Source organism: Streptomyces sp. 3N207 (genome assembly GCF_052246355.1).
Taxonomy (GTDB): Bacteria; Actinomycetota; Actinomycetes; order Streptomycetales; family Streptomycetaceae; genus Streptomyces.
In genome coordinates this window covers 114,525-137,637 of the sequence record NZ_JBQQBV010000020.1, presented here as the reverse complement: position 1 = coordinate 137,637, position 23,113 = coordinate 114,525, and the positions used below count along the sequence as shown (strand labels likewise).

Annotated in this window: 23 protein-coding genes and 1 pseudogene; 11 read left to right on the top strand and 13 right to left on the bottom strand. The window is 72.5% G+C overall.

Going from position 1 to position 23,113, the window contains the following annotated elements; translation table 11 throughout:
• The 5 genes from ACTWP9_RS27500 to ACTWP9_RS27480 all read right to left on the bottom strand — a co-directional run.
• Window positions 1-703: ABC transporter ATP-binding protein (locus tag ACTWP9_RS27500; RefSeq protein WP_443248970.1), on the bottom strand; the 703-nt coding region annotated here is incomplete at its 3' end.
• Window positions 690-1,991, bottom strand: a complete 1,302-nt coding sequence (locus ACTWP9_RS27495; protein WP_443248969.1) for a CbiQ family ECF transporter T component — start codon at window positions 1,989-1,991, stop codon at window positions 690-692. The genes ACTWP9_RS27500 and ACTWP9_RS27495, both read right to left, overlap by 14 nt.
• Window positions 1,992-2,090: 99 nt before the next feature.
• Window positions 2,091-2,795 (bottom strand): SCO2322 family protein, encoded by a 705-nt coding sequence (locus ACTWP9_RS27490; protein WP_443248968.1) that lies wholly within the window; start codon window positions 2,793-2,795, stop codon window positions 2,091-2,093.
• A 116-nt stretch (window positions 2,796-2,911) separates the two neighbouring features.
• The gene (locus ACTWP9_RS27485; RefSeq protein ID WP_443248967.1) at window positions 2,912-4,288 is read right to left on the bottom strand and encodes a prenyltransferase/squalene oxidase repeat-containing protein; all 1,377 of its coding nucleotides are present in this window, start codon (window positions 4,286-4,288) and stop codon (window positions 2,912-2,914) included.
• 472 nt (window positions 4,289-4,760) lie between these two features.
• Window positions 4,761-5,855, bottom strand: coding sequence for an MBL fold metallo-hydrolase (locus tag ACTWP9_RS27480; protein ID WP_443248966.1), 1,095 nt, complete (start codon window positions 5,853-5,855; stop codon window positions 4,761-4,763).
• A 184-nt stretch (window positions 5,856-6,039) separates the two neighbouring features.
• On the opposite strand from ACTWP9_RS27480, the gene ACTWP9_RS27475 reads away from it, so the two are divergent.
• The 3 genes from ACTWP9_RS27475 to ACTWP9_RS27465 all read left to right on the top strand — a co-directional run bounded on the left by ACTWP9_RS27475 (window position 6,040) and on the right by ACTWP9_RS27465 (window position 8,850).
• The gene (locus ACTWP9_RS27475) at window positions 6,040-7,536 is read left to right on the top strand and encodes an aldehyde dehydrogenase (protein WP_443248965.1); all 1,497 of its coding nucleotides are present in this window, start codon (window positions 6,040-6,042) and stop codon (window positions 7,534-7,536) included.
• 41 nt (window positions 7,537-7,577) lie between these two features.
• Entirely contained in the window at window positions 7,578-7,811 is a 234-nt protein-coding gene (locus tag ACTWP9_RS27470) for a ferredoxin (protein WP_443248964.1), read from the top strand.
• Between the two features lie 91 nt (window positions 7,812-7,902).
• Window positions 7,903-8,850 carry an LLM class flavin-dependent oxidoreductase gene (locus ACTWP9_RS27465; protein ID WP_443248963.1) on the top strand — a complete coding sequence of 316 codons (948 nt, stop codon included), beginning with the start codon at window positions 7,903-7,905 and terminating at the stop codon, window positions 8,848-8,850.
• Between the two features lie 48 nt (window positions 8,851-8,898).
• Here the strand turns inward: ACTWP9_RS27465 and ACTWP9_RS27460 are convergent, their stop codons facing one another.
• The 6 genes and pseudogenes from ACTWP9_RS27460 to ACTWP9_RS27435 all read right to left on the bottom strand — a co-directional run bounded on the left by ACTWP9_RS27460 (window position 8,899) and on the right by ACTWP9_RS27435 (window position 13,652).
• The gene (locus tag ACTWP9_RS27460) at window positions 8,899-9,882 is read right to left on the bottom strand and encodes a DUF2891 family protein (protein WP_443248981.1); all 984 of its coding nucleotides are present in this window, start codon (window positions 9,880-9,882) and stop codon (window positions 8,899-8,901) included.
• A 252-nt stretch (window positions 9,883-10,134) separates the two neighbouring features.
• Window positions 10,135-10,290, bottom strand: a pseudogene (locus tag ACTWP9_RS27455) (DUF2891 family protein); the annotation flags it as partial.
• 35 nt (window positions 10,291-10,325) lie between these two features.
• Window positions 10,326-10,988 carry a pyroglutamyl-peptidase I gene (gene pcp / locus ACTWP9_RS27450; RefSeq protein WP_443248962.1) on the bottom strand — a complete coding sequence of 221 codons (663 nt, stop codon included), beginning with the start codon at window positions 10,986-10,988 and terminating at the stop codon, window positions 10,326-10,328.
• A 90-nt stretch (window positions 10,989-11,078) separates the two neighbouring features.
• The gene (locus ACTWP9_RS27445) at window positions 11,079-12,047 is read right to left on the bottom strand and encodes a DUF979 domain-containing protein (protein ID WP_443248961.1); all 969 of its coding nucleotides are present in this window, start codon (window positions 12,045-12,047) and stop codon (window positions 11,079-11,081) included.
• Window positions 12,044-12,802: a DUF969 domain-containing protein gene (locus tag ACTWP9_RS27440; RefSeq protein WP_443248960.1), complete on the bottom strand. Its 759-nt coding sequence runs from the start codon at window positions 12,800-12,802 to the stop codon at window positions 12,044-12,046. The genes ACTWP9_RS27445 and ACTWP9_RS27440 overlap by 4 nt, the downstream gene beginning before the upstream one ends.
• Window positions 12,803-12,947: 145 nt before the next feature.
• On the bottom strand, window positions 12,948-13,652 hold the full coding sequence (locus ACTWP9_RS27435; protein ID WP_443248959.1) for a GntR family transcriptional regulator: 705 nt from the start codon (window positions 13,650-13,652) through the stop codon (window positions 12,948-12,950).
• A gap of 124 nt (window positions 13,653-13,776) precedes the next feature.
• On the opposite strand from ACTWP9_RS27435, the gene ACTWP9_RS27430 reads away from it, so the two are divergent.
• From ACTWP9_RS27430 to ACTWP9_RS27415, 4 genes are read left to right on the top strand one after another with little or no spacing between them, the layout of a single operon-like run.
• The gene (locus ACTWP9_RS27430) at window positions 13,777-14,556 is read left to right on the top strand and encodes a LamB/YcsF family protein (protein ID WP_443248958.1); all 780 of its coding nucleotides are present in this window, start codon (window positions 13,777-13,779) and stop codon (window positions 14,554-14,556) included.
• Window positions 14,553-15,335, top strand: coding sequence for a 5-oxoprolinase subunit B family protein (locus ACTWP9_RS27425; RefSeq protein ID WP_443248957.1), 783 nt, complete (start codon window positions 14,553-14,555; stop codon window positions 15,333-15,335). Before ACTWP9_RS27430 ends, ACTWP9_RS27425 begins: the two co-directional genes overlap by 4 nt.
• Window positions 15,325-16,212, top strand: coding sequence for a biotin-dependent carboxyltransferase family protein (locus ACTWP9_RS27420; RefSeq protein WP_443248956.1), 888 nt, complete (start codon window positions 15,325-15,327; stop codon window positions 16,210-16,212). The genes ACTWP9_RS27425 and ACTWP9_RS27420 overlap by 11 nt, the downstream gene beginning before the upstream one ends.
• 23 nt (window positions 16,213-16,235) lie before the next feature.
• Entirely contained in the window at window positions 16,236-16,814 is a 579-nt protein-coding gene (locus tag ACTWP9_RS27415; RefSeq protein ID WP_443248955.1) for a suppressor of fused domain protein, read from the top strand.
• Between the two features lie 83 nt (window positions 16,815-16,897).
• Here the strand turns inward: ACTWP9_RS27415 and ACTWP9_RS27410 are convergent, their stop codons facing one another.
• Window positions 16,898-17,521, bottom strand: a complete 624-nt coding sequence (locus ACTWP9_RS27410) for an isochorismatase family protein (protein WP_443248954.1) — start codon at window positions 17,519-17,521, stop codon at window positions 16,898-16,900.
• Window positions 17,522-17,568: 47 nt separating this feature from the next.
• Here ACTWP9_RS27410 and ACTWP9_RS27405 point away from each other — a divergent pair, with 47 nt between their 5' ends.
• Complete coding sequence (locus ACTWP9_RS27405; protein WP_443248953.1) at window positions 17,569-18,543, top strand: DUF5937 family protein; 975 nt, start codon at window positions 17,569-17,571, stop codon at window positions 18,541-18,543.
• Between the two features lie 317 nt (window positions 18,544-18,860).
• Here ACTWP9_RS27405 and ACTWP9_RS27400 read toward each other — a convergent pair whose 3' ends face one another.
• A complete protein-coding gene (locus ACTWP9_RS27400; protein WP_443248952.1) occupies window positions 18,861-19,538 on the bottom strand; it encodes a TetR family transcriptional regulator in 678 nt (225 codons plus the stop codon).
• 262 nt (window positions 19,539-19,800) lie between these two features.
• Here ACTWP9_RS27400 and ACTWP9_RS27395 point away from each other — a divergent pair, with 262 nt between their 5' ends.
• The 3 genes from ACTWP9_RS27395 to ACTWP9_RS27385 are packed head-to-tail and all read left to right on the top strand — an operon-like array spanning window position 19,801 to window position 23,070.
• Complete coding sequence (locus ACTWP9_RS27395) at window positions 19,801-21,168, top strand: glycosyltransferase family 4 protein (protein ID WP_443248951.1); 1,368 nt, start codon at window positions 19,801-19,803, stop codon at window positions 21,166-21,168.
• Window positions 21,169-21,226: 58 nt separating this feature from the next.
• On the top strand, window positions 21,227-22,006 hold the full coding sequence (locus tag ACTWP9_RS27390; RefSeq protein ID WP_443248950.1) for a methyltransferase domain-containing protein: 780 nt from the start codon (window positions 21,227-21,229) through the stop codon (window positions 22,004-22,006).
• The gene (locus tag ACTWP9_RS27385; protein WP_443248949.1) at window positions 22,003-23,070 is read left to right on the top strand and encodes a prenyltransferase/squalene oxidase repeat-containing protein; all 1,068 of its coding nucleotides are present in this window, start codon (window positions 22,003-22,005) and stop codon (window positions 23,068-23,070) included. Before ACTWP9_RS27390 ends, ACTWP9_RS27385 begins: the two co-directional genes overlap by 4 nt.
• The last annotated feature ends 43 nt before the right edge of the window (window positions 23,071-23,113 follow it).

The following is a 23,113-nucleotide window of genomic DNA, read 5'->3' as shown; positions in this document are numbered from 1 at the left end:
CGCCTCCGGCCCCCTCGCCCCCGGACCCCTCGCCTCCGCCCCCCTCGCACTCCGGGGCCAGCAGCAGTACTTGGTCCGCGTACTGCACGACGCGCTCCAGCCGGTGTTCGGCCATCAGGACGGTGGTGCCCAGGTCGTGGACCAGCCGTTGGAGGACGGCCAGCACTTCCTCGGCGGCGGGCGGGTCCAGCGCGGAGGTGGGTTCGTCGAGTACGAGGACCTTGGGGTGCGGGGTGAGTACGGAGCCGATGGCAACGCGCTGTTGCTGGCCGCCGGAGAGGGAGGAGATGGGCCGGTCCCGGAGTTCGTTGAGACCGAGCAGGTCGAGGGTCTCTTCGACGCGGCGGCGCATGGTGCCCGGGGGCAGGCCCAGCGACTCCATGCCGTAGGCCAGTTCGTCCTCGACCGTGTCGGTGACGAAGTGGGCGAGCGGGTCCTGGCCCACGGTGCCCACGATGTCGGCGAGTTCGCGGGGCTTGTGGGTACGGGTGTCACGGCCCGCCACGGTCACCCGGCCGTGCAGGGTGCCGCCGGTGAAGTGCGGGACCAGGCCCGGGACGGTGCCCAGCAGCGTGGACTTGCCCGCTCCGCTCGGCCCGATGAGCAGACACAGTTCGCCCTCCGGGATGTGGGCGTTCACCACGGGGAGGGCTGGGGACGCCGCGCCGTCGTGGACGACGGTGACCTGTTCAAAGGTGATCACTGCGACTCTCCTCGTCGTGCTGTCGGCCCCGCAGTGCCCGCGCGGAACGGGACCGGGGCCCGCCCTCCCTCTCCTCGTTCCCGATCCCCGTGGCGCGCAGCCGGGGTTCACCGGCCGGTGCGGATGCCGAGGCCGGTGCCGGTGCCGATGACGGGGCCGATCCTGGGGAGCGGGCCGGTGCCGGGGCGAGGACCGCGGGGAGGAGGCCGAGGAGGACGGCGGCGGCCGGCCAGAGAGGGAGACGGGGTGCGGTGAGCGGTACGGCCGGGGGGTTCAGTGGTTCGGGAAGGGCGTCGGCGGCCGCGATCATCAGTGCCGCGACGGCGGCGCCGGACGCGGAGACCAGCCAGGCGCGGGTCCCCCAGCGGTCGGGACGGTAACGGGTGCGGGCTGCCCGCTTGCCGCCCAGCCGGAGTCCGGCCATGGCGAGGGCCAGTCCTGCCAGCAGTACGGGCAGGCCGAAGCCCGCGCCTTCGGCAGCCAGCAGACCGTACGTTCCCGCGCACACACCGAGCAGTCCGCCGAGGGTCAGCGCCGTGGTGGTACGGCGTACGGCGGCCGGTACCTGCGCCGTGCGGCCGTAGCCGCGCGCGTCCATCGCTGCCGCGAGCGCCACCGAGCGTTCCAACGCGCCTTCCAGCACCGGGAGTCCGACCTGGAGGAAGCCGCGCAGCCCGCGGTCGGTGCGTCCCCGCAGCCGGCGGGCCGCCCGTAGCCGTCGTACGTCGGCGACGAGGTTGGGGGCGAACGTCATCGCCACCACCACCGCGACTCCCGCCTCGTAGAGCGCGCCGGGCAGGGACTTGAGCAGCCGCGCGGGGTTGGCGAGCGCGTTCGCGGCGCCGACGCAGACGAGCAGGGTCCCCAGTTTGAGCCCGTCGTACAGTGCGAAGACCATGCCCTCCGCCGTGACGCGCCCGCCGATCCGTACGCCACGGGCCCACTCGGGCAGCGGCACCTCGGGCAGTTCGGCGAGTACACGGCTGCCGGGGATGGGGGAGCCGAGGAAGAACGCGAACACGAGACGGATGGCGAGTACGAGGATGCCCAGCTTGAGGAACGCGGTGTAGGAGCGGGCCCAGGGCGCGTCGGTGCGGCGTACGGCGACGACGTAGCCCGCCACCGCGATCAGCAGGGCGAGGAGAAGGGGGTTGGTGGTGCGGGAGGCAGCGGTGGCCAGGCCCAGGGCCCAGAGCCACCACGCGCCCGGGTGCAGAGCGGTGCTGCGGGTCGAGAGCGGTGCTCTCGGAAGAGAGCGGCGCACCGCCCCGGCCCGGGTCCCGGCCACGGCCTCTGCCCCCGCCCCCGTCCCGGAACCTGCCGCGGCCCCGGACCCGGCCGCCGCTCGCTTGGTGAGCAGTGCTCTCGATGTTGAGCGGTGCATCAGCTACTGCCTTCGGCGGCGCGCCTGCCACAGTGCCGCGGCACCGAGGATCGCCACTGCCGCGATGCCTGCTGTCAGGCCCAGCCCCGTCGATATGCCGTCCCCTTGGCGGTCCTTGCCATCCTCGCTCCCGGCGCTCCCGTCCCGTTTCGCGGTTCCGTTGTCGCTGCTTCCGCCGTCGCCTTTCGCCTGCTCGCCGCACCCCTTGGCGGGGTAGTGGGCGATGGCGCACAGCAGGGCCTGGGAGTTGTAGCGCAGCGGGGTGGCGACCTTGGCGAGGGCGTCGGCTGCGGTGCCGTTCTCAGGTATGCGCGCGCAGCCGGTATGGGGAGCGGGCGGGGATTTGGGCTCGCCCTTGGGGGCGTCGGTGCGGGTGCCGAAGTCGATGCGGACGGCGACCCGTTTGCTGTCCGCCTTGGCTGCTGTCTTCGCGCAGGCGTCGGCGAAGGTGACGGTGCCGCGCGGTTTGTCGGCCTGCTGGGAGTTCTCGCTCAGAGCGAAGCGGAAGCCGAGGGTGTCACCGTCCTCGGGGCGCTGGGTGGCCGGTCCCTCGGTGGCGTACGACCAGGAACCGTTCTTCTTCTGCTGCCAGAACGACCAGTAGCGGTAGCCGTCCGCGTCGGCAGCAGGGTGCCGAACGGCGGACCCGCTTGCCGGGGTGGCCGGGAGCAGAACGAGCGCCGCGAGGGCGGCGGCCGACACACTCATGGCCCTCCCCCCTGCTCTCCGGCCAGCTCCGGGCGGGGGAGACCCCGTTCGTATCGGAGACCCCGTCCGTGCCAGGGGCCCCGTCCGTGCCAGGGGCCCCGTCCGTGTCCGGGCCCTCACAGCTGCTGCCTCTTGCGGCGGCCGCTCAGCAGGATGCCGAAGCCGGCGCCGACGGCGAGGCCGACCAGGATGAAGGCCCAGACGGGGATGGTGGCGCCGTCGTCCTTCTTCTCGGAGGACGAGGAGCCGGCGTCGTCGGCCGGCATCTTGGCGGGCTTCGGGCCGGTGTGGTTGAGGCGGGAGAGGAGGTCGGTGCCGCCGAGCTCGGTGGGGTCGCCGCCTGCCGCGCGGGAGGCGAGCATGAGGGAGCTGATGGCGGCCGGGTCGTTCTTGGACTTGTCCCACTTGTCGAGGTTCTTCGCGAGCCAGTTCAGGGAGAACTCGGCCGGTTTGCGGTGGCCGCCCGCGGCCAGTGCGACAACGGCGTCCGCGGTGTTGGCAAAGTCGGGCTGCTCCTTGGCGGCGCCGGTCGTCACCGAGTTGAAGTGGCCGCCGTTCTTCTTCAGCGTGTCGGCCAGATACGCGGCCCCTGCGCCGGCCGCCGCCTTACGCCCACCCGGGACACCGTTGCCGCTCTTCTCCTCCCCGCCCGAGGCGCACTTCAGCGGCTCGACCGGCTTGTCCTTGCCGTCCTTGCCTGCCTTGCCATCCTTGCCGTTCTTGGCCAACGGCTCGGGCAACGCGCCCTCGCCCAGCGCGGCGAGCGAGGCGGCGGCAGTGGCGTCGTCGTTCGGGGCGAGCCTGCCCTTCTTGTCCGGCTGGTAGGCGAAGGCCCCCTGCTGGCCGGGGGCCTCATCGATGCCCTTTGAGCCGCAGGTGAGCTGGAAGGACAGCAGCGCGTCGTACGGGGAATCGCCGCCCTGCGCTGTGGACTTCGCCGGGTCCTTGCCCACGGCGTGCAGGGCGCCGATGACCAGTGAGGTGGAGTTGGCGTCGGAGGCGGCGTGCGGTGCGCTGCCCCAGCCGCCGTCCTTGTTCTGGACCGAGGTGAGCCACTCCACGGCCTCCCGTACCACGTCGCTCCGGCCGCCGACGGCGGCGAGCGCCTGGACGGCGAGGGCGGTCGCGTTGGTGTCGGAGGGGGTTGAGTCCGGGTCGCACTTCTTCCCGGTGTCGGCGCGGTACGCGGTGAACGAGCCGTCGGCGCACTGCTGTTCGGCGAGCCAGTCCACGGCCTTCTTCGCGGGCACGGCACCGGTGCCGTCCAGTGCGAGCAGCGCCATCGACTGCCGCCACACGCCGTCGTACTTGGGGTCTGCCGTCCCGTAGAGCCCGTCCGGGAGCTTGGACGGCTTGGACGGAGTGGCGGCGACGGTGGCTGCGGGCGCGGTGGCGGATGCCAGGGACGGGGTGGCGGATGCCACGGGTGCGGCTGTCCCGCACAGCACGGTGGCGGCGGCGAGGACCGTGGCGCGACGGCGGCGCGGTGACATTGCGAGTGCCTTTCGGTGACGGGAGGTGACGGGGGCGGACCGCAGCCGGGCACGGCCGCCTCGCCGTCGGGACTCGCGAGTTCGCGGCCCCGCACCGCGGTGCACCGGGCTCGGCTCCGTATACCTCGACGGGCCGGTGGCCTGGTTCGGCCACAGGAGCCCACCTCCGCCCGGGTGCTCCGGCTTGCGGTCTGCTGCTCCGTGCGTGTGCGCGTCTGCCGGGTCGCGGGATGCGACCGCGGCCGACGTACGGCGACGGTGTGGCGGGCCGCTCACGGTTGCGGGTCAGCGTCGGATTTGCACCGGCTTCCCCCGGTCGGAGGCGTTGTCTGGCTGTCGGCCACTGTAGCCGGACCGCCCACTCGGCCGTTCCGTCGGCCCGGTCCCGCTTCGTCCGCCGGTGCCGGTGCCGGTGCCGGTGCCGGTGCCGCCGTCGTTGTTGTTGCTGCCGGTGTCGCTGCCGCTTCCGCTGTCAGTCGGTGGCGCGGTACGTGACCGGGGTGCTGGCGGGGACGGCCTCCGCGTGGCCGAGCTTGACCAGGTGGCGCAGGTGGGCCTCGGCCTCGGCCACGGCGATGTTGCGGGAGCCGAACGGGATCTCCTCCCAAGGGCGGTTCCAGCGCATGGTCTCGGCGAGCTGCCAGGGGGTCAGGTCGCGCTCCGAGAGCAGTGCTCTCAGGTCGGTGAGCCGCTCTGCATGGTGAGCGGTGAGCTCGTCCACGCGGGCCTGCGCATCCGTGAACGCGTACTGGTGCGCGGGCAGTACCTCGGCGGGCCGCAGCCTGGCGATCCGTTCCAGGGAGTCGAGGTAGTCGCCGAGCGGATCAGTGATCTCGTCGCTGTCCGGGTCCTCGTACAGGCCGATGTGCGGGCTGATCGTCGGCAGCAGATGGTCGCCGGAGAACAGCCGCCCGCCCCCGCCGGAACGGTCCGGGTGCTGCTCCTCCAGGTGCAGGCACACATGCCCCGGGGTGTGTCCGGGGGTCCACACGGCGCGCAGCCGCCGCCCTGGCAGGGCGAGCAGTTCGTTCGGCTCGATCTCCCGGTCGGGCAGGGCGGCCCGCGCTCCCGGCAGCGTCCGGCCCCGGCCCTCCGCGAGGGCTGTGCGCAGCGGTTGCGTATGCGCGTCCGGCGCGCCGGCGGCGGCGAGCTTCTCGGCGAGGTAGCCGAGCCACTGGCTCTGGTCCGAGCTGCGGGTGCGGCGGACGACGGCGGCGTCCGCCGCATGCATGGCGATCCAGGCGCCCGACTCCTCCCGTACCCGCGCCGACAGGCCGTGGTGGTCGGGGTGGTGGTGGGTGACGAGCACACCGTGCAGCGCCGCGACGGAGGTACCGCACGCGGCGAGCCCGTCGGTGAGGGTCTGCCAGGAGGTGGGGTCGTCCCAGCCGGTGTCCACCAGCACGGGGCCCGCGTCCGTCTCGATCACATGGACGAGGGTGTGTCCGAGGGGGTTGTCCGGGATGGGTACGGGGATGCTCCAGATTCCGCCCCCGTGGTCGGTGACCCGCGGTCCATGGTCGTCGGCCCGCGGTCCGTGGTCGTCGGTCTGCGGTCCGTTCGTCATGGGCGGCGGCTCCCCCCGGTTCCGTGCGCGGTTGCGACGGCCGCGCCGCCTCCGGACGGCGGTCCGGCAGAGGCATTGTCCCCTAGAACTAGAACTGGTAACAGTTCTGATGCGCTGTCAGGTAATTGTCGGGCGTCACAGCCCCGCAGCTGTCGCTGGCGGGCGGGAGAGGGAGGGCACGGTCATGACGGACAACTCCAGCAACCCCGAAGGCCCCGGCGGAAGCGGCGGCATCGCCTACGCCGACCACCGGCAGTTCTACATCGGCGGCACCTTCACCGACCCGGCCGGCGACCGGAGCATCGAGGTGGTCTCCCCGCACACCGAGCAGCCCATCGGCCGCGTCCCGCACGCCGCACGCGAGGACGTCGACCGCGCCGTACGCGCCGCCCGCGAGTCCTTCGACTCCGGGGTGTGGGCCGACCGCCCGCAGGCCGAACGGATCGAGACCGTCACCCGCATCAAGGACGCGTTCGCCGTACGCAGCGAGGAGATCGCCAAGGTCATCAGCGCCCAGAACGGCACCCCCTACACCTCGGCCGTCATGGTCCAGTCCCTCGCCGCGACGATGGTGTGGGACGCCGCGCTCAAGATCGCCGCGGAATTCCCGTACGAGGAACGCAGGGCCGGGGTGCTCGGCCCGCTGCTGGTGCGCCGGGAACCGGTGGGTGTGGTGGCGGCGGTGGTGCCCTGGAACGTGCCCCAGTTCACCGCCGCCGCGAAGCTGGCCCCCGCGCTGCTGTCCGGCTGTTCGGCAATCCTGAAGGTCTCGCCGGAGACCCCGCTGGACGCCTATCTGCTGGCCGAGATCGCCGATGAGGCCGGGCTGCCCCCGGGCGTGCTGTCGATCCTCCCCGCCGACCGCGAGGTGAGCGAGTACCTCGTCGGGCACCCGGGCGTCGACAAGGTGTCCTTCACCGGCTCCGTGGCCGCCGGGAAGCGGGTGATGGAGGTGGCCTCCCGCAATCTGACGCGGGTCACCCTGGAACTGGGCGGCAAGTCGGCCGCCGTCATCCTGCCCGACGCCGACCTGGACGCCGCCGTCGCCGGCATCACCCCGTTCGCCTGGATGATCAACGGCCAGGCGTGTGTGGCCCAGACCCGCATCCTCGCGCCGCGCAGCCACTACGACGAGATCGCCGAGCGCTTCAAGGCCGCCGCCGACGGGCTGGCCGTCGGCGACCCGCTCGACCCCGCCACCGAGGTCGGCCCCCTGGTCGCCGAACGCCAGCGCCGCCGCTCCCTCGACTACATCGCCCTCGGCCAGGAGGAGGGCGCCAAGGTGCTGGCGGGCGGGGGGAGGCCCGAATCAATGCCGACCGGTTGGTATGTAGAACCCACCCTCTTCGGCGACGTCGACAACTCCATGCGCATCGCCCGCGAGGAGATCTTCGGCCCCGTCATCTGCCTGCTGCCGTACGACGACGAGGAGCAGGCTGTCCGCATCGCCAACGACTCGGACTACGGCCTCTCCGGCAGCGTATGGACCGCCGACACCGAACACGGCATCGATGTCGCCCGCCGCGTCCGCACCGGCACGTACTCCGTCAACACCTTCAGCCTCGACATGCTCGGGCCCTTCGGTGGCTACAAGCACTCCGGCATCGGCCGCGAGTTCGGCCCCGAGGGCTACGCCGAGTACCTGGAGCACAAGATGATCCACCTGCCCGCGGAGGCGTGAACCCTGCGCCGGGAGAGGTGCGTGGGAGGAGGGAAGGGCCGATGGCTGACCGTTGGCACGTCGAGGTGGACCGGGAACTGTGTATCGGGTCGGGGATGTGCGTGGGCGGCGCGCCGGAGGAGTTCCGGCTGGATGCCGCCCGCCAGTCCTGCCCCGTCACGCCCGACCGCGAACCCTGCGAAGAGGTGCTGAGCGCCGCCGAGAGCTGCCCCGTCGAGGCCATCACCATCACCCTTGCCGAGACGGGCGAACCGGTCTTCCCACCGGAGGAATGACGAGTGGGGGAGAGACCGGGGGAGTCCGGGCCGGAAAGGGCGGGAGGTATTCCGTTGCCGAGGGCGCCTGCGGCGGGGTAGGAACAGTCGTATGACATCTTTTGGTGCTGTCGGTTCCCTCGGTGCCGTCTTCCGGCCGCAGTTGCCGCCCGAACGGCTACGGAGCGTCGTGCGCGCCGCCGACGAGGCAGGGCTGGAGCAGCTGTGGCTGTGGGAGGACTGCTTCTTGGAGAGCGGCATCGCCACGGCCGCCGCCGCCCTGGCCTGGAGCGAACGGCTGCGGGTGGGCGTCGGACTGCTGCCCGTCCCGCTGCGCAACGTAGCGCTGACCACCATGGAGACGGCCACGCTGCGCCGCCTCTTCCCCGGCCGGTTCGCGGTGGGGCTCGGCCACGGCGTACAGGACTGGATGGGCCAGGTCGGAGCGCGCGCCGACTCGCCGGTCACCCTGCTGCGCGAACACCTCGACGCCATGCGGGCGTTGCTGCGCGGGGAGCGGGTCACGACCCAGGGCCGGTACGTGCGGCTGGAGGGCGTCGCCCTGGACTGGCCGCCGCCCACCCGGCCCCCCGAGGCGGATCCGACTACCGCCGCTGCCGCGGAATCGGCCGCTGACGCGGACACGGCGGTGTTCGCGGGGGCGCGCGGCCCGCGTTCACTGCGGCTCAGCGGCGAGGCGGCGGACGGTACGGTGCTTGACGCCAACACCTCCCTCGCGGGCATCCGCCGGGCGCGGCAGCTCATCGACGAGGGACGTGCGGCGGCCGGACGCACCGACCGCCACCAGGTCGTCCACTACCTCAACACCGCCACCGGCCCCGACGCCGCAGCCCGGCTCCGGGCCGAACTCGCCCGCGAGGGCCACGACCCCGCCACCGGGCCCGGCGTCGCAGGGGACGCCGCGACGGTGGCGGAGGCGGTCCGAGCGGCCCTGGAGGCCGGCGCCGACACCGTCATCCTCCAGCCCACAGCGGACGAACCCGACCCGGAGGCGTTCGTCCGCTTCGCCGCCCAGGAAGTCAGCCCCCTGCTCCGCTGAATCCCGCCCGGGCTCTCCCGTCAGGCAGCGCCCCCGCCCGCCCTCCCGTCAGGCGGCGATGCCGCCACCCAGCGCGAGCGTGGCGAACGTCGCGAGCCAGTGGTCCGTGGTGAAGTCGCCCGAGGTGGTGGCCGGCAGTCCCGCCGCCAGGTTGGCCTCGGCCGCCGTGGTGAGGGTGGCGACGCGCGGGTCGTCGGACGGGAGCGCACCGGCGATACCGCGCAGCGCCGCGGCCCGGCTCAGGCAGAGGCCGAGCAGATGCCCGAGCTGCGGGTCGGCCGGGTCCGACACCCGCGGTGGCGGCAGGAACTCCGGTCCGCCGGTGCTGTCCAGCTCGGGCAGGAAACGCTCCAGCCATGCGGCGAACTCCCCCCGCGACAGCACCCGGCGCACCGCGTCCGCCTCGCAGAGCAGCGGGGAGAGAAAGTCCTGCCCCGACGGCTCCCACCGGGTGGCGGCGCCGTGGTCGGGGACGTACCACTCGCGGATCTTCGCCACCACCGGCCCCACCAGCCGCTGCTGGCCCGCGCGTTCGGCGCTGTCGAGGAGAAGGCCGAGCGCGAACGCGCTGTTCGCGTGCGTACCGTGCCGAACGGGGTACGTCGCCTTCGGCAGCCAGGCCAGCACCAGTTCGGCGACCGCCTCGGCTGCGGGGGCCAGCGCGGCACGCCACTGCCGCACCATTTCGAGAGCACCGCTCTCGGTTGTGCGCGCTGTTCCGGTGGCCGTGTGCTCCGGAATGGGAGCACTGCTCTCGATTGTGCGCGCCGCTTCCGTCGCCGTGTGCTCTGGAACCGGAGCACCGCTCTCGCCCGCGAGCGCCGCTCCCTCCCGCTCCCTCGCCCGCTCCCTCTCCTCCTCATGCTCCGAAAGCAGAGCGCTGCTCTCGCTTGTGAGCGCCAGCAGCCAGGCCCAGCCGTAGGGCCGCTCGAAGGAGGGATGGGCACGGAGGTAGGCGGTCTCGGTGGCGAGGGCCTCAGGGGTCAGATGGGAGTGCAACGCACGCACCACCGCGGCGCGCCGCTCTCGCAGCTCCGCTTCCCGCGGCTTCGCCTCCTGCGGCTCCCCCTTCCACAGCTCAGCCTCTCGCAGCTTCGCCTCCCGCAGTTCCCCCTCCCCCGGCTCCCCCTCCCACAGCTCAGCCTCTCGCGGCTTCGCCTCCCGCAGTTCCCCCTCCCCGAGGTTCCCCTCCCGCAGTTCCCCCTCCCCGAGGTTCCCCTCCCGTAGCTCTCCCTCTCCCGGTTTCCCCTCCCGCCCCTCGCCGTGCCAGGGGATTCGCAGCAGCCGTAGGAGCAGCCAGTGCATATGGACGGAGGAGTGCCAGTCGTAGGCGCCGTAGAACGCGGGATGGAGCACCCGGGGCGGAACGAGCTCTGCGGGCCCCGTGAGCAGATGGGCGGGAGCGTTCGGGTACTCGCGGGTGATGTTGGCGAGCGCCACCTCGGCGAACCGCGCGGCGCGCGCTGTCAGGGGGCTCAATGTGTTGCCCCTCCCGGTTCGCGGAGATCGGTGGTGGTGTGGGCGGCGGCGGTCAGCAGGGCGGCCAGGCCGCGTACCGCGTCGGGTACGGACAGCGAGGGCGGTGCCGGATGGCGGTCCGCCACCTGTTGCGGGGAGTACGGGACATGGACGAAGCCGCCCCGCACGCCGGGCCGTTCGGTGGCGAGCAGGTGGGCGAGTCCGTAGAAGACGTGGTTGCACACGAAGGTGCCGGCCGTCTGCGAGACCGAGGCGGGGATCCCGGCGTCGCGGGCGGCGGCGACGCACGCCTTGACCGGCAGGGTGCTGAAGTACGCGGCGGGACCGCCGGGGACGACGGGTTCGTCCACGGGCTGCCGGCCCGCGTTGTCGGGTATCCGCGCGTCGTCCACGTTGATGGCGACGCGTTCAACGGTGAGATCGGGGCGCCCGCCCGCCTGCCCCAGGCAGACGACCAGTTCCAGCCCCGGCCCGGCGGCGTCCACCGCGGTCCGCAGTTCGTCGAGCGCGGTACCGAAGACGCAGCTCAGTTGAGCGGCGCTGACGTCGAGTCCGGCCGGGGGCCGGGCGGCGAGCAGTTCGGCGGCCTGCCAGGACGGGTTGACCTCCGCACCGGCGAACGGCGCGAATCCGGTGACCAGCACCTTGACGGAAGACATGCGCATTCAGCTCCGACTTGACGATCGTGGCCGGGGGCGTTCGCCGGACGGCCGGGCGCCCCGGGCCGGGGCTCCGGAACTCCGGAACTCCTAGAACGCGAAGAGATAGATGATGAGGATGTTGCAGCCCAGCACGATGCCCGCGGTCGGCACCTGGGCCTTGATCGGCCCGTACTGGTCCTTGAGTTCGAGCAGCGCGGCGGGGACGAGGTTGAAGTTGGCCGCCATCGGGGTGCACAACGTGCCGCAGAACCCGGCGAGCATGCCGACGGCGAGCACGGCGGCGGGGTCACCGTTCAGCTGCTCGATCAGCACCGGCCAGCCGACGGCGGCGGTCATGACGGGGAAGGCGGCGAAGGCGTTGCCCATGATCATGGTGAAGACGGCCATGCCGACGCAGTACAGCGCCACGGCGGCCAGCTTCTGCCCGTCGGGCAGCACCGACTCGGTGATCTTCCGTACCTGGGTGCCGACGCCCGCCGTCTGGAAGATGGCCCCCAGCACGGCCAGCAGCTGGGGCAGCAGCAGCGCCCAGCCCATCGACTCCAGCAGTCCGCGCCCGGCGTGCAGCGGTACGGTCACCCGGCGTTCGCGCAGCACCCACATGCCCACGCCCAGTGCCACGATGGCGCCCAGACCGAGGCCGAGGATGGTCTCGCTGCCCTCCTCCAGCAGCGGGGTGCCGCCGATCTTCCACTTGTCGACGAGTACGGCGCACACCATGGCGATCAGCGGAATGGTCAGCGCGGGGATGAACAGCTTGCCGCCGAAGCGGGCGGCGAGCCGGGTGCGTTCGCTCTCGCTGGTGGTGTCGGGCTTGCCCTTGCCGGTGAGGTTGAAGCCGCCGAGGCAGATGAGGACGAGGACGGCGACGCCCAGCGGCTCGGCGGGCAGGGACTTCTCGTTGACCCAGGTGCTGTAGAAGAAGCACAGGCCCAGCAGGCCCCAGAAGGCGGCGGTGCCGTGCCGTTTGGGGTTGCTGCGGTCGAAGACCATCTGTGCCGCCATGGCGAGGAAGACGGCACCGACGAGCCAGAAGAACCACTCGGACTTGATCACTTGGCAGCCCCGCCTTCCTCGCTACGGGCGCTGCGGTCCAGCGCGTCCTCCTGCTCGACGGCCAGCTGCGCGTTCGCGGTGACCAGTTCGCGCTCCAGCGTGCGGTCCAGCCGCAGCAGCCGGCCACCGTGGACGAAGAAGGCGCACACGGCGGTGGGTATCGCCCACAGCGCGAGGTGCAGCGGTTCCAGGTGTGTGTCGTAGGTGCTGTTGACCAGGCCGGTGATCAGCAGGATGGAGCCGATGGCCAAGAAGCAGTCCTCGCCGAAGAACAGCCCCACGGTGTCGGTGCCCGCGGCGTGCGAGCGGACCTTCTCGCGGACCTTCTCGGGCAGCGGCCGCCCGCTGTTCCGGCGTTCGGTGGCGGCTTCCGCCATCGGCGCGATCATGGGGCGGACGCTCTGCGCGGGCCCGCCGATGGTCTGCAGCCCCACGGCGGCGGTGACCTGCCGCAGCAGCAGATACAGGGTCAGAAAACGCCCTGTGGTGAGTTTGGTGCCGAGCTTGCCGATGAGCGTACGGGCCTGTTGCTGGAGGCCGTTGCGCTCCAGCAGGCCGATGACGGGCAGCGTGATGGCGAAGATGGTCACCGAGCGGCTGGACGCGAAGCTTTCCCCGAAGGTCTTGAGGATCTCGACGGGGGAGAGCTTGCCCAGCAGTCCGGTGACGATCCCCGCCACGCCGACGACGAGCAGGGGGTTGCGGCGCGTCGCGAAGCCGAGGACCACTACGAGGACGCCGAGGAGAACGATCATGTCGTCCGCCTTCCGTGAGCGAATTCCTCGGGAGGCTAGAGGATTGTTGAACGATCCGACAAGAGTGAGGCACCTCACTCATACGGAAATCCCGGCCCGCCGTCACCGCCCCGTGTGCAACCGTCACCACCCTGGGCGGTGACGCTCATTCCCCGGGGGTCTCCTCCGGGTAGGCGTCCAGCAGCTGCCGCAGCGAGTCCTCCAGGTAGGCGTCCAGCAGCCGCTCCGCGCCCGCCGCGTCGCCCGCCTCCAGGGCCCGGACGATCTCCTGGTTGCGGGTCAGATACGGGTCGTGGAAGCGGCGCAGGTCGCCCATGATGTGGAAGGCGAGCCGCAGTTCGGCCAGCACGCCGCGCATCATCTCGTCCGTACGGGCGCTCCCGGCCAGCGAGGCCAGCGCCTGATGGAAGCGGATGTTCGCGGTGGAGCACTCCTGCCACTGCCCGTCGGCCGCGGCCCTCTCGCCCGCCGAGACGGCCGCCCGTACCTCCGTCACGTCGTACGGCGGCTCACCCAGCCCGCGCACGGCGGCGCACTCGACCAGGCGTCGTACGCGGTAGATATCGCGGATGTCGGTATCGGTCAGTACGCGGACGAAGGTGCCCCTGTTGAGCCGGTGGACGAGCAGTCGTTCGTGGGTCAGCAGCCGGAACGCCTCCCGCAGCGTGTTGCGGGAGACTCCCAGGGCGCCGCAGATCCGCTCCTCGGAGAGCCGGATGCCGGGCGGGAAGGAGCCCTGGGCGATCCGCTCGCGCAGGATGGCCGCGACACGCTCGGCCGTACTCGTGCGCCCGAGCAGCGACCGGTCGGCGGCGAGCTCCGAGAGGGCGGCGGACGGGTCGGCGGTCATTGTGGTCTCCCTTGGGTGAGCGGGCGCCGGCCGGGCCCGGGGCGGCAGGAGAACGGCGCCCGCGAAGTACGACGTCGCCGGGGACTCTTGCCGGATTGTTCAACAATCGCTTACGTTGCTGCTGATGGACCGGAAGATCGACCTTAACGCCGACCTCGGTGAGGGCTTCGGCCGCTGGCAGCTCACCGACGACGAGGCCCTGCTCGCCTCGGTCACCAGTGCCAATGTCGCCTGCGGCTTCCACGCCGGTGACCCGCTCACCATGCGCCGCGTCTGCGAGCTGGCCGCCGAGCGCGGCGTCCGCATCGGGGCGCAGGTCTCCTACCGGGACCTGGCCGGCTTCGGCCGCCGGGCGATGGACGTACCCGCCGCCGAGCTGGCCGCCGAAGTGGCGTACCAGATCGGCGCCCTGGAGATCTTCGCCCGCGCGGCCGGTTCCGCCGTCGCCTACGTCAAACCGCACGGCGCCCTGTACAACCGCGCCGTGCACGACGCGGAGCAGGCCGCCGCCGTCGTGGCGGGCGTCCAGCTGTCCGGCGCCGCGACCGGGGACGGAGGACCGCTGCCCGTGCTCGGGCTGCCGGGTTCCCGGCTGCTGGCGGCTGCGGCTGCGGCCGGGCTGCCCACGGTCGAGGAGGCGTTCGCCGACCGCGCCTACCGGCCCGACGGCACGCTGGTGCCGCGCTCCGAACCGGGCGCCGTGCTCCACGACCCCGAACAGGTGGTCAAGCGGTCGGTGCGGCTGGCCCGGGACGGCGAGATCGTCGCGGCCGACGGCACCGTGCTGCCGGCCGGCGCCCGCTCGCTGTGCGTACACGGCGACACCCCCGCCGCCGCCCAGCTCGCCCGCCGCGTACGCGAGGAGCTGGCCACGGCGGGCGTACAGGTCCGGGCCTTCACATGAGCACTCCGGCCGACCCGACCGCTGCCCCCGCCCCTCCCGTGGTCCGTTCCGTCATCCGGCCCGTGGTCCGCCCGGTGGGGACCCGGGGCCTGCTGGTCGAACTCGCGACGGCGGAGCAGACCGAGGCCCTCCACGCCGAGCTGCTGCGCCGTCGGGCCGCAGGCAGCCTGCCGCCGGTACGGGAGATCGTGCCCGGGGCCAGGACCGTGCTGCTCGACGAGTTCGGGGACAGCGGCGCGGCGCGGCGGCTGGCCGCCGAGCTGCCCGGCTGGCATGTACCGCCGCTGACCGGCCGCAACGAGGAGGCGGTGGAGATACCCGTCCGCTACGACGGTCCCGACCTCGCCGAGGTCGCCGCGCTGTGGGGGGTCACGCCGGACGAGGTGGCCCGTCGGCATGCGGCCACCGACTTCCGGGTCGCCTTCTGCGGGTTCGCGCCGGGCTTCGGCTATCTGACCGGGCTCGCCGAGCAGTACCACGTGCCCCGGCGCGCTACCCCGCGCACCCGGGTCCCGGCCGGGGCCGTCGGGCTCGCGGGCACCTACACCGGCGTCTATCCGCGCTCGTCACCCGGCGGCTGGCAACTGATCGGGACGGCCCCCGAGACGGTGCTGTGGGACACCGGCCGCACCCCGGCCGCCCTGCTGGCACCCGGAACCCGAGTCCGTTTCGTCCCCCTGGACGACCTGGACGACCTGGACGACCTGGACGCGCCGGACGCGCCGGACGCCCCTGACGGAGCCGGGGCACCGTCCGAAGGGAGCGGCCGTGCGGACTGAGGGCGGACTGGAGACCGTACGGGCTGGTGCGCTCACCACCGTCCAGGACCTGGGCCGCCCCGGGTACGCGCACTTGGGCGTGCCCCGCTCGGGCGCGCTCGACCTGGCCGCGCACCGCCTCGCCAACCTGCTGCTCGGCAACCCCGAGACCGCCGCGACGCTGGAGACCACCCTCAACGGCTGTACGGTGCGCGCGCTGGGCCCCACCGTCGCGGTGGTCACCGGGGCGCCCTGCCGGGTGGCGGTCGACGGGCGGCCGGCGCCCTGGGGGCAGCCCCTGCGGCTGCGTCCTGGTGCGGTGCTCGACGTGGGCGCCGCCACCCATGGGGTGCGCTCCTATCTGGGCTTCGCCGGCGGCGTCGGCGCCGAGCCGGTGCTCGGCAGCCGCGCCACCGATCTGCTCTCCGGGCTCGGCCCGGCCCCGCTGAGCGACGGGGATGTGCTCCCGCTCGGCACCCCGGGCCCGCTCCCCGCGGCGGGCCGCGTCGTTCCCGACGCGGCGCCCTGGGCGGCGCCCCCGCGCGAACTGGTGCTGCCCGTCAGCTACGGGCCGCGGGACGACTGGTTCACCGCGGAGGGACTGCGCACGCTCGTCACCGGCACCTACCGGGTGTCCGCCGCCAGCAACCGGATCGGGCTGCGGACCGAGGGCCCGGCCCTCGCCCGCGCCAGGGAAGGGGAGTTGGCGAGCGAGGGAATGCCGTTGGGCGCGATACAGGTACCCCCCGAAGGGCGGCCCGTGATCTTCCTCGCCGACCATCCCACGACCGGTGGCTACCCCGTCATCGGCGTCGTCCCGCCCGAAGCGCTGAGCGCTGCGGCGCAGGCCGCCCCCGGCACGCCGGTCCGCTTCACTCAGTCGGGGCGGGGGCGTTGAGCGGCCCGGCTAGGATCACGGACGTGTCTGCTCCCCCGATACTCCGTGACGTTTTCCGTGCCCTGCGCGACGAGTGGGGGGAGGAACGCGACGGCATCACCTTCGACCAGGGCCCGCCGCCCCTCGAACGGCTCGACGTGATGCTCTACGACCCGACGGGCCCGGACGGGACCACCACGTTCGCGACGATCGGCATGTCGGCCCACGCCATGCCGCCCCGTGCGGAAAACGCGGACGGCGGCCGCGCCGAACTCCGCCTCTTCCGGCGCGGCCCCCTCGCTCCCGGTGACGAGCAGCAGCTCGCGATGCGCCTCGCGAACCTGGCCGCGTACCCCTGGACCCGGGGTGAGCCGCTGGGCTGGGGAGAAATCGTCGGCTTCCCCGACGAGATCCCCACCTTCCCCGGCTGCCACAGCGTCTTCCTGGCCGGACCCTGGACGGTCGGGCAGCGGGCCGTCATCGAGACCGGCACCGCCCCCGTGCGGATCCTCAACGCCGTACCGATCACCGAAGCCGAACGCCAACAGGCCCTGATCGCCCGCCCGGAGACCTTCTTCAGCGACCTCTTGGACTCCCGCGACGTGTGCGCACCCGCCCCGTAAGGGGCGCGGGGAACTGCGCGCCAAGCCACACGCAACCCGCAGCCCGCGAACGTCAGCCAGGGGCACCCCCTGACCGCAAAAACCTAGCGACCGTGCGCGGCGGCGAGCTGCCCGACAAGTGCCGCGAACGGCATATCCAGATCCGCGTACACGCCAGGCGCGAGCGGATCCGCGTTGTCGGCGAGCATCTCGACGACGAGTGAGGCGTAGTCACTCACGATCACCCCTGCCTGCTGAAGCCGCAGCAGACCCGTCTCCCGCTTGGTCGCGGAGAAGGTGCCGGAGGTATCGACGGCGACGTACGCCCCGTAACCCTCAGCGGTCGCGGAGATCGCGGGAAACGCGGCGCAGACCTCGACAGAGACCCCGGCGATGAGGATCTTGTCGCGCCCGGTCGCCTCGATCGCGTTCCGGACCCTGTCGTCGTGCCACGCGTTGACCGTGCTCCGGTCGATCACCTGAAGCCCTTCCGGCAGTACGGCCTGCAGTTCGGGGATGAGGGGTCCCCACATGCTGTCGGCCGCGGTGGTGGTGACGACGACGGGGAGGTTAAGGCGGAACGCGGCCTTGGCCAGGCAGGTGACGTTGTGCGTGAGTTCGCCCACGCTGATGTCGCGTACGCCGGTGAACAGCCCGATCTGGTGGTCCACCAGCAGGAGGGCGGCGTTGTCGGTGGTGAGGGACTCGTGGAATCGGTTCTTCGTCATGGAGCGATGGTTGACCAGGGGAGCCCGGCTCCGTAAATGTTTCAGTTGTGGCTGAATCCTCGTATGCGGAGTTCGACTTCACCTCCGTCGACCTCGCACGCCTGAGGTTCGCGTTCTCCCCCGTGTCCGAGGCGGTGGCGAGCCTGCGTACGCTCCAGGACCCCGGCCGCCACGGGCTGCACCTGCCGTGGATCCACGCCGTCCGGCCCCGGCTCGCCGGACTCGATCTTCGGCTGCTGCTCGCACTGGTGCCGCTCGGCCCCTACATCGCCGACTTCCTCACTCCGCCGCCGACCCGCCCGCTGCCCGACATCGACGCCGAGTTGGAGCTGGTCGCTGCGGCGGACCCGGACGAGGCCGCCCGCGAGGCGAGCCGGGTTCCCGGCGTCAACACCCCACCCGTCCGCGAATTCCTCGCCGATCCGGCCGCCGGGGTGGCCCGCGCGGCCGACGAGCTGCGCCAGTACTGGGAAGTGGCGCTGGCGGAGTTCTGGCCGCAGATCCGGGGGCTGTTCGAGTCGGAGGTGCTGCGCCGGTCCCGCCAGCTGGCCCGCGACGGCGCCGGCGCGATGTTCAACGACCTCCACCCGAACATCACCTGGTCCGAGGGCCGGCTGCGGATCCGTACCCGTGCCTGGCGGCGCAGCGGCCCTCTCGACGGCGACGGCATGATCCTCGTGCCGAGCGTCTTCCACTGGCCGGAGACACCCGTGATGGCCGAGCCGTATCAGCCGTACCTGATATATCCGGCGCCCGGTGTCGGCACCGTCTGGTCACAGGGGGTCGTCCCCACCCCGGACGCGCTCAGCGCTCTCATCGGCCACACCCGCGCCCGGATCCTGGTCGCCCTCAGCCAAGCCGCGACGACCAGCATCCTGGCGCGGCGGCTGTCCATGACGCCGGGCGCTGTCAGCCAGCATCTCAAGGTGCTCAGCGCATGCGGCCTGATCACCCGTAAGCGCAGCGGACGCGAGGTCTTCTACGAGTGCTCGCAGTTGGGGCACTCGCTGTGCGCGTCCTGAGGCGCGGGGTCCTGGTCGGGAGGGCAACACCTGGTAAGCGGATCCGCTTGCGTACCCCGCACGGGGGCTGCGCTTGCCCACCCTGCTCCCCCAAGCTCTTCGAGCAGGGGGTACCCCCATGGGGGCACCTCCCGGCCGGAGGCTGGGGGAGCAGACTGCCCAAGCGCAGCGCAGGGGGGACGGGACCGCGCCCCGTCAGGGGCACGGGGAACTGCGCGACCAGCTACGACGCACCGGCAGCCCGCGGCCTCCGCGGCAGGGGCACCCCTACCCGGAATATCGCGAGGGCCCCACCAAGCCGCGACGCCGGGCAACCATCAGCGCGGCGGCGACGAGGGCCGCGTAACGTCGATCAACTGGCACACCGTCTCGATGTCGATCTTCACCTGGGCGATCGAGGCTCGGCCGGAGAGCCAGGTGATGAGTGCCGAATGCCAGGTGTGCTCGATGACGCGGACCGCCGAGAGCTGTTCGGGGGTGGGAGGGCCCTCCAGCCCCATCGCGTCCAGGATGATCGCCGTGGTGAGCCGGGAGACCGTGTCCACCTCCGGGCTGACCGAGCGGTCCGCGAAGTTGAGGGCGCGCACCATCGCGTCCGCCAGCTGCGGCTCCCGCTGCAGCGCCCGGAAGGCGCGCATCAGGGTCTCGGCGACCCGCGCCGCCGCCTCCGTCTCCCCCGGGGGGCGCTTGTGCAGCGTCTCGTGCATGTGCTGCAACTGGTCCTGCATGGTGGCGACCAGCAGATGCACCTTGGAGGGGAAGTAGCGGTAGAGAGTGCCGAGCGCCACGTTCGAGGATTCGGCGACCTCCCGCATCTGCACCGCGTCGAATCCGCCCCGGCGCGCCAGTTGCGCGCTCGCCTGCAGGATGCGGCGGCGCCGGGCCTCCTGGCGCTCGGTCAGCGGCGGGGACGGCGCGGAAGGCCGCGAAGAAGGGGACAGCAGAGGTTCGGTCCCGCCTCTGGGCTTGGGCTTGGGCTGCGGCGGTGTCGGCATCGCGTTGTTGGTCCCGTTCCGTGGCGTTCTTGAAGCCCTGTGGGGAGCCGTGCATTGTTGCAGGCGCCGCCGAGGTGGCGCGAATCACCTGCTCCGGCGGCTCGCCCGAAGTGACTGGCCGGTAAATTCTGGAGTCCGGGCACGAGTCCGCGGCGCCACCGGAGCCGGGACCCGTCCCTCCCGAAAGTCAATCCTGAAACTTGTTCTAGGTTAGCGCGAGCGGCTACGCTCCGGCGGAACGCAGTGACGAAGGGGGCCGTGAGTGACCGCAGAGGCCGTAACCGACCGCCCGCTGCGCATCGCGCTGCTGACGTACAAGGGCAACCCCTTCTGCGGCGGCCAGGGTGTCTACGTACGCCATCTGTCCCGGGAACTCGCCCGCCTCGGCCACAGCGTGGAGGTCATCGGCGCCCAGCCGTATCCGGTGCTGGACGAACTGCCCGCGGACGGGGCGGCAACCGGCCGGCTCACCCTCACCAGGCTGCCCAGCCTCGATCTCTACCGCCAGCCCGACCCCTTCCGCACCCCCGGGCGGGACGAGTACCGCGACTGGATCGACCTGCTGGAGGTCGGCACGATGTGGACCGGGGGCTTCCCCGAGCCGCTCACCTTCTCGCTGCGCGCCCGCCGCCATCTGGCCGCGCGGCGCGGCGAGTTCGATGTCGTCCACGACAACCAGACGCTGGGCTACGGGCTCCTCGGCGCCCCCCGCGCCCTCGGCGCTCCGCTGGTGACCACCATCCACCACCCCGTCACCGTCGACCGCCGGCTGGAGCTGGAGGCGGCCACCGGCTGGCGGCAGAGCGCCTCGGTCCGCCGCTGGTACGGCTTCACGCGGATGCAGCGCCGCGTCGCCCGCCGGCTGCCCTCGGTCGTCACCGTCTCCGGATCCTCCCGGCAGGAGATCGCCGACGATCTGGGGGTGGCGCACGAACGCATCCATGTGGTGCCCATCGGCGCGGACACCCGGTTGTTCGCACCCGACCCGGCCGTGCCCGAGGTGCCGGGCCGCATCGTCACCACCTCCAGCGCCGATGTCCCCCTCAAGGGCCTGGTGTTCCTGATCGAGGCGCTGGCCAAGGCGCGTACCGAGCGGCACGAGGCCCATCTGGTGGTCGTCGGCAAACGCCCCGAGGAGGGCCCGGTCGCCGACGCGATCGAGGCGCACGGGCTGGCCGGCGCCGTCGAGTTCGTCAAGGGCATCAGCGACGCCGAGCTGGCCGGGCTGGTCCGCTCGGCGCAGGTTGCCTGCGTTCCGTCGCTGTACGAGGGCTTCTCGCTGCCCGCCGCCGAGGCCATGGCGACCGGCACCCCGCTGCTGGCCACCACCGGCGGCGCCATCCCGGAGGTTGCCGGGCGCGACGGCGAGACGTGTCTTGCGGTGCCGCCCGGCGACGCCGGGGCGCTGGCCGCAGGGCTGGTACGGCTGCTGGGCGATGCGGAGTTGCGGGCCCGGCTCGGGGCTGCCGGGCGGGAGCGGGTACTGCGGAAGTTCACCTGGGAGAGGGCGGCGATCGGCACGGTCGAGTGTTACCGCGCCGCCATGGGGGCTCCCTCCCGTACGGTCTCGCCGGTGCCGGTGGTGCGCCCGCCCGCCGAGCCGGTGCGCGTTGCCGCCGACAGCCGGTGACCGGCCGCCCCTCACTCTCACCCCCGCTCCCGAACACCGTGTGGAAGGCTGATCCCCCGTGCTGACCGTGGACTTCTCCCGATTCCCGCTCGCCGCAGGCGATCGCGTGCTCGACCTGGGCTGCGGGGCGGGACGGCACGCCTTCGAGTGCTACCGGCGCGGCGCCCGCGTGGTCGCCCTGGACCGGAACGCGGAGGAGATCCGCGAGGTCGCCACCTGGTTCGCGGCGATGGCCGAGGCGGGCGAGGCCCCCGAGGGCGCCACCGCGACCGCGATGGAGGGCGACGCGCTCGCGCTGCCCTTCCCCGACGACAGCTTCGACGTCGTCATCATCTCCGAGGTCATGGAGCACATCCACGACGACAAGGGCGTTCTCGCCGAGATGGTGCGCGTCCTGAGACCGGGCGGCCGGCTCGCCGTCACCGTGCCGCGCTACGGGCCGGAGAAGGTCTGCTGGACGCTGAGCGACGCGTACCACGAGGTCGAGGGCGGCCACATCCGCATCTACCGTGCCACCGAACTCCTCGCCAAACTGCGCGAGGCCGGGCTGCGCCCCTACGGCACCCACCACGCGCACGGCCTTCACGCGCCGTACTGGTGGCTCAAGTGCGCGTTCGGCGTGGACAACGACAAAGCGCTGCCGGTGCGCGCCTACCACAAGCTGCTCGTCTGGGACATCATGAAGCGCCCGCTGGCCACCCGGCTCGCCGAACGCGCCCTGGACCCGCTGATCGGCAAGAGCTTCGTCGCCTACGCCACCAAACCGCACCTCCCGCACCTCGCCGGGACAGCCGACGCGAACAGCCTGGCCGACGAGCCCGCAGCGGCGGCCAAGTGACCAGCCCGGAGCGGACCGAACGGCTGGTGCTGCCCGGTGTGCTGACCGCCGCGCAGGCCCGGCTGACCGTCGAGGGCATCCTGACCGCACAGCGCGAGGACGGCGCCATACCGTGGTTCCGCGGGCACCATCTCGACCCGTGGGACCACGTCGAGGCCGCCATGGCACTGGACGCCGCGGGCGAGCACGACCGCGCCGAGGCCGCCTACCGTTGGCTGGCCACCCACCAGCTGCCCGACGGCTCCTGGTACGCCGCCTACGCCGACGGGGACGCAGCAGCGCCCACCGACCGCACCCGCGAGACCAACTTCTGCGCATACGTGGCCGTCGGCGTATGGCACCACTATCTGTCCACCGGGGATGACGCCTTCGCCGACCGGATGTGGCCGATGGTCTCGGCCGCCGTCGAGTTCGTGCTGCGGCTCCAGCAGCCCGGCGGCCAGATCGGCTGGAAGCGCGACGCCGACGGCACCGCCTGCCACGAGGCGCTGCTGACCGGGTCCTGCTCCGTCTACCAGGCCCTGCGGTGCGCGCTGGCGCTGGCCGAGCACCGCGAGGAGCCGCAGCCCGACTGGGAGCTGGCCGCCGGGTGGCTGGGCCATGCCATCCGCCGCCACCCCGAACGGTTCCTGGACAAGAGCCGCTACTCCATGGACTGGTACTACCCCGTCCTCGGCGGTGCCCTGCGCGGCCCCGCCGCCAAGGAACGCATCGAAGAGGGCTGGGACCGCTTCGTGGTTCCGGGCCTCGGCGTACGGTGCGTGATCCCCAACCCGTGGGTGACCGGCGGCGAGAGCGCCGAGCTGGCACTGGCCCTGTGGGCGACGGGCGAGTCCGACCACGCGCTGGACATCCTGCGCTGGATGCAGCACCTGCGCGCCGAGGACGGCATGTACTGGACGGGGTACGTCTTCGAGGACGAGGCGGTCTGGCCCGAGGAGCGGACCACCTGGACGGCGGGCGCGCTGCTGCTGGCCGTCGCCGCGCTGGGGGGCGACGACGCCACGGTTCAAGTATTTGGCGGCGACGATTTGCCCACCGGGCTGGACCCCGACTGCTGCTGAGCGCTGCGCGGGGGACTTGCTATGGGGGTGCCCCTGTTCGCCG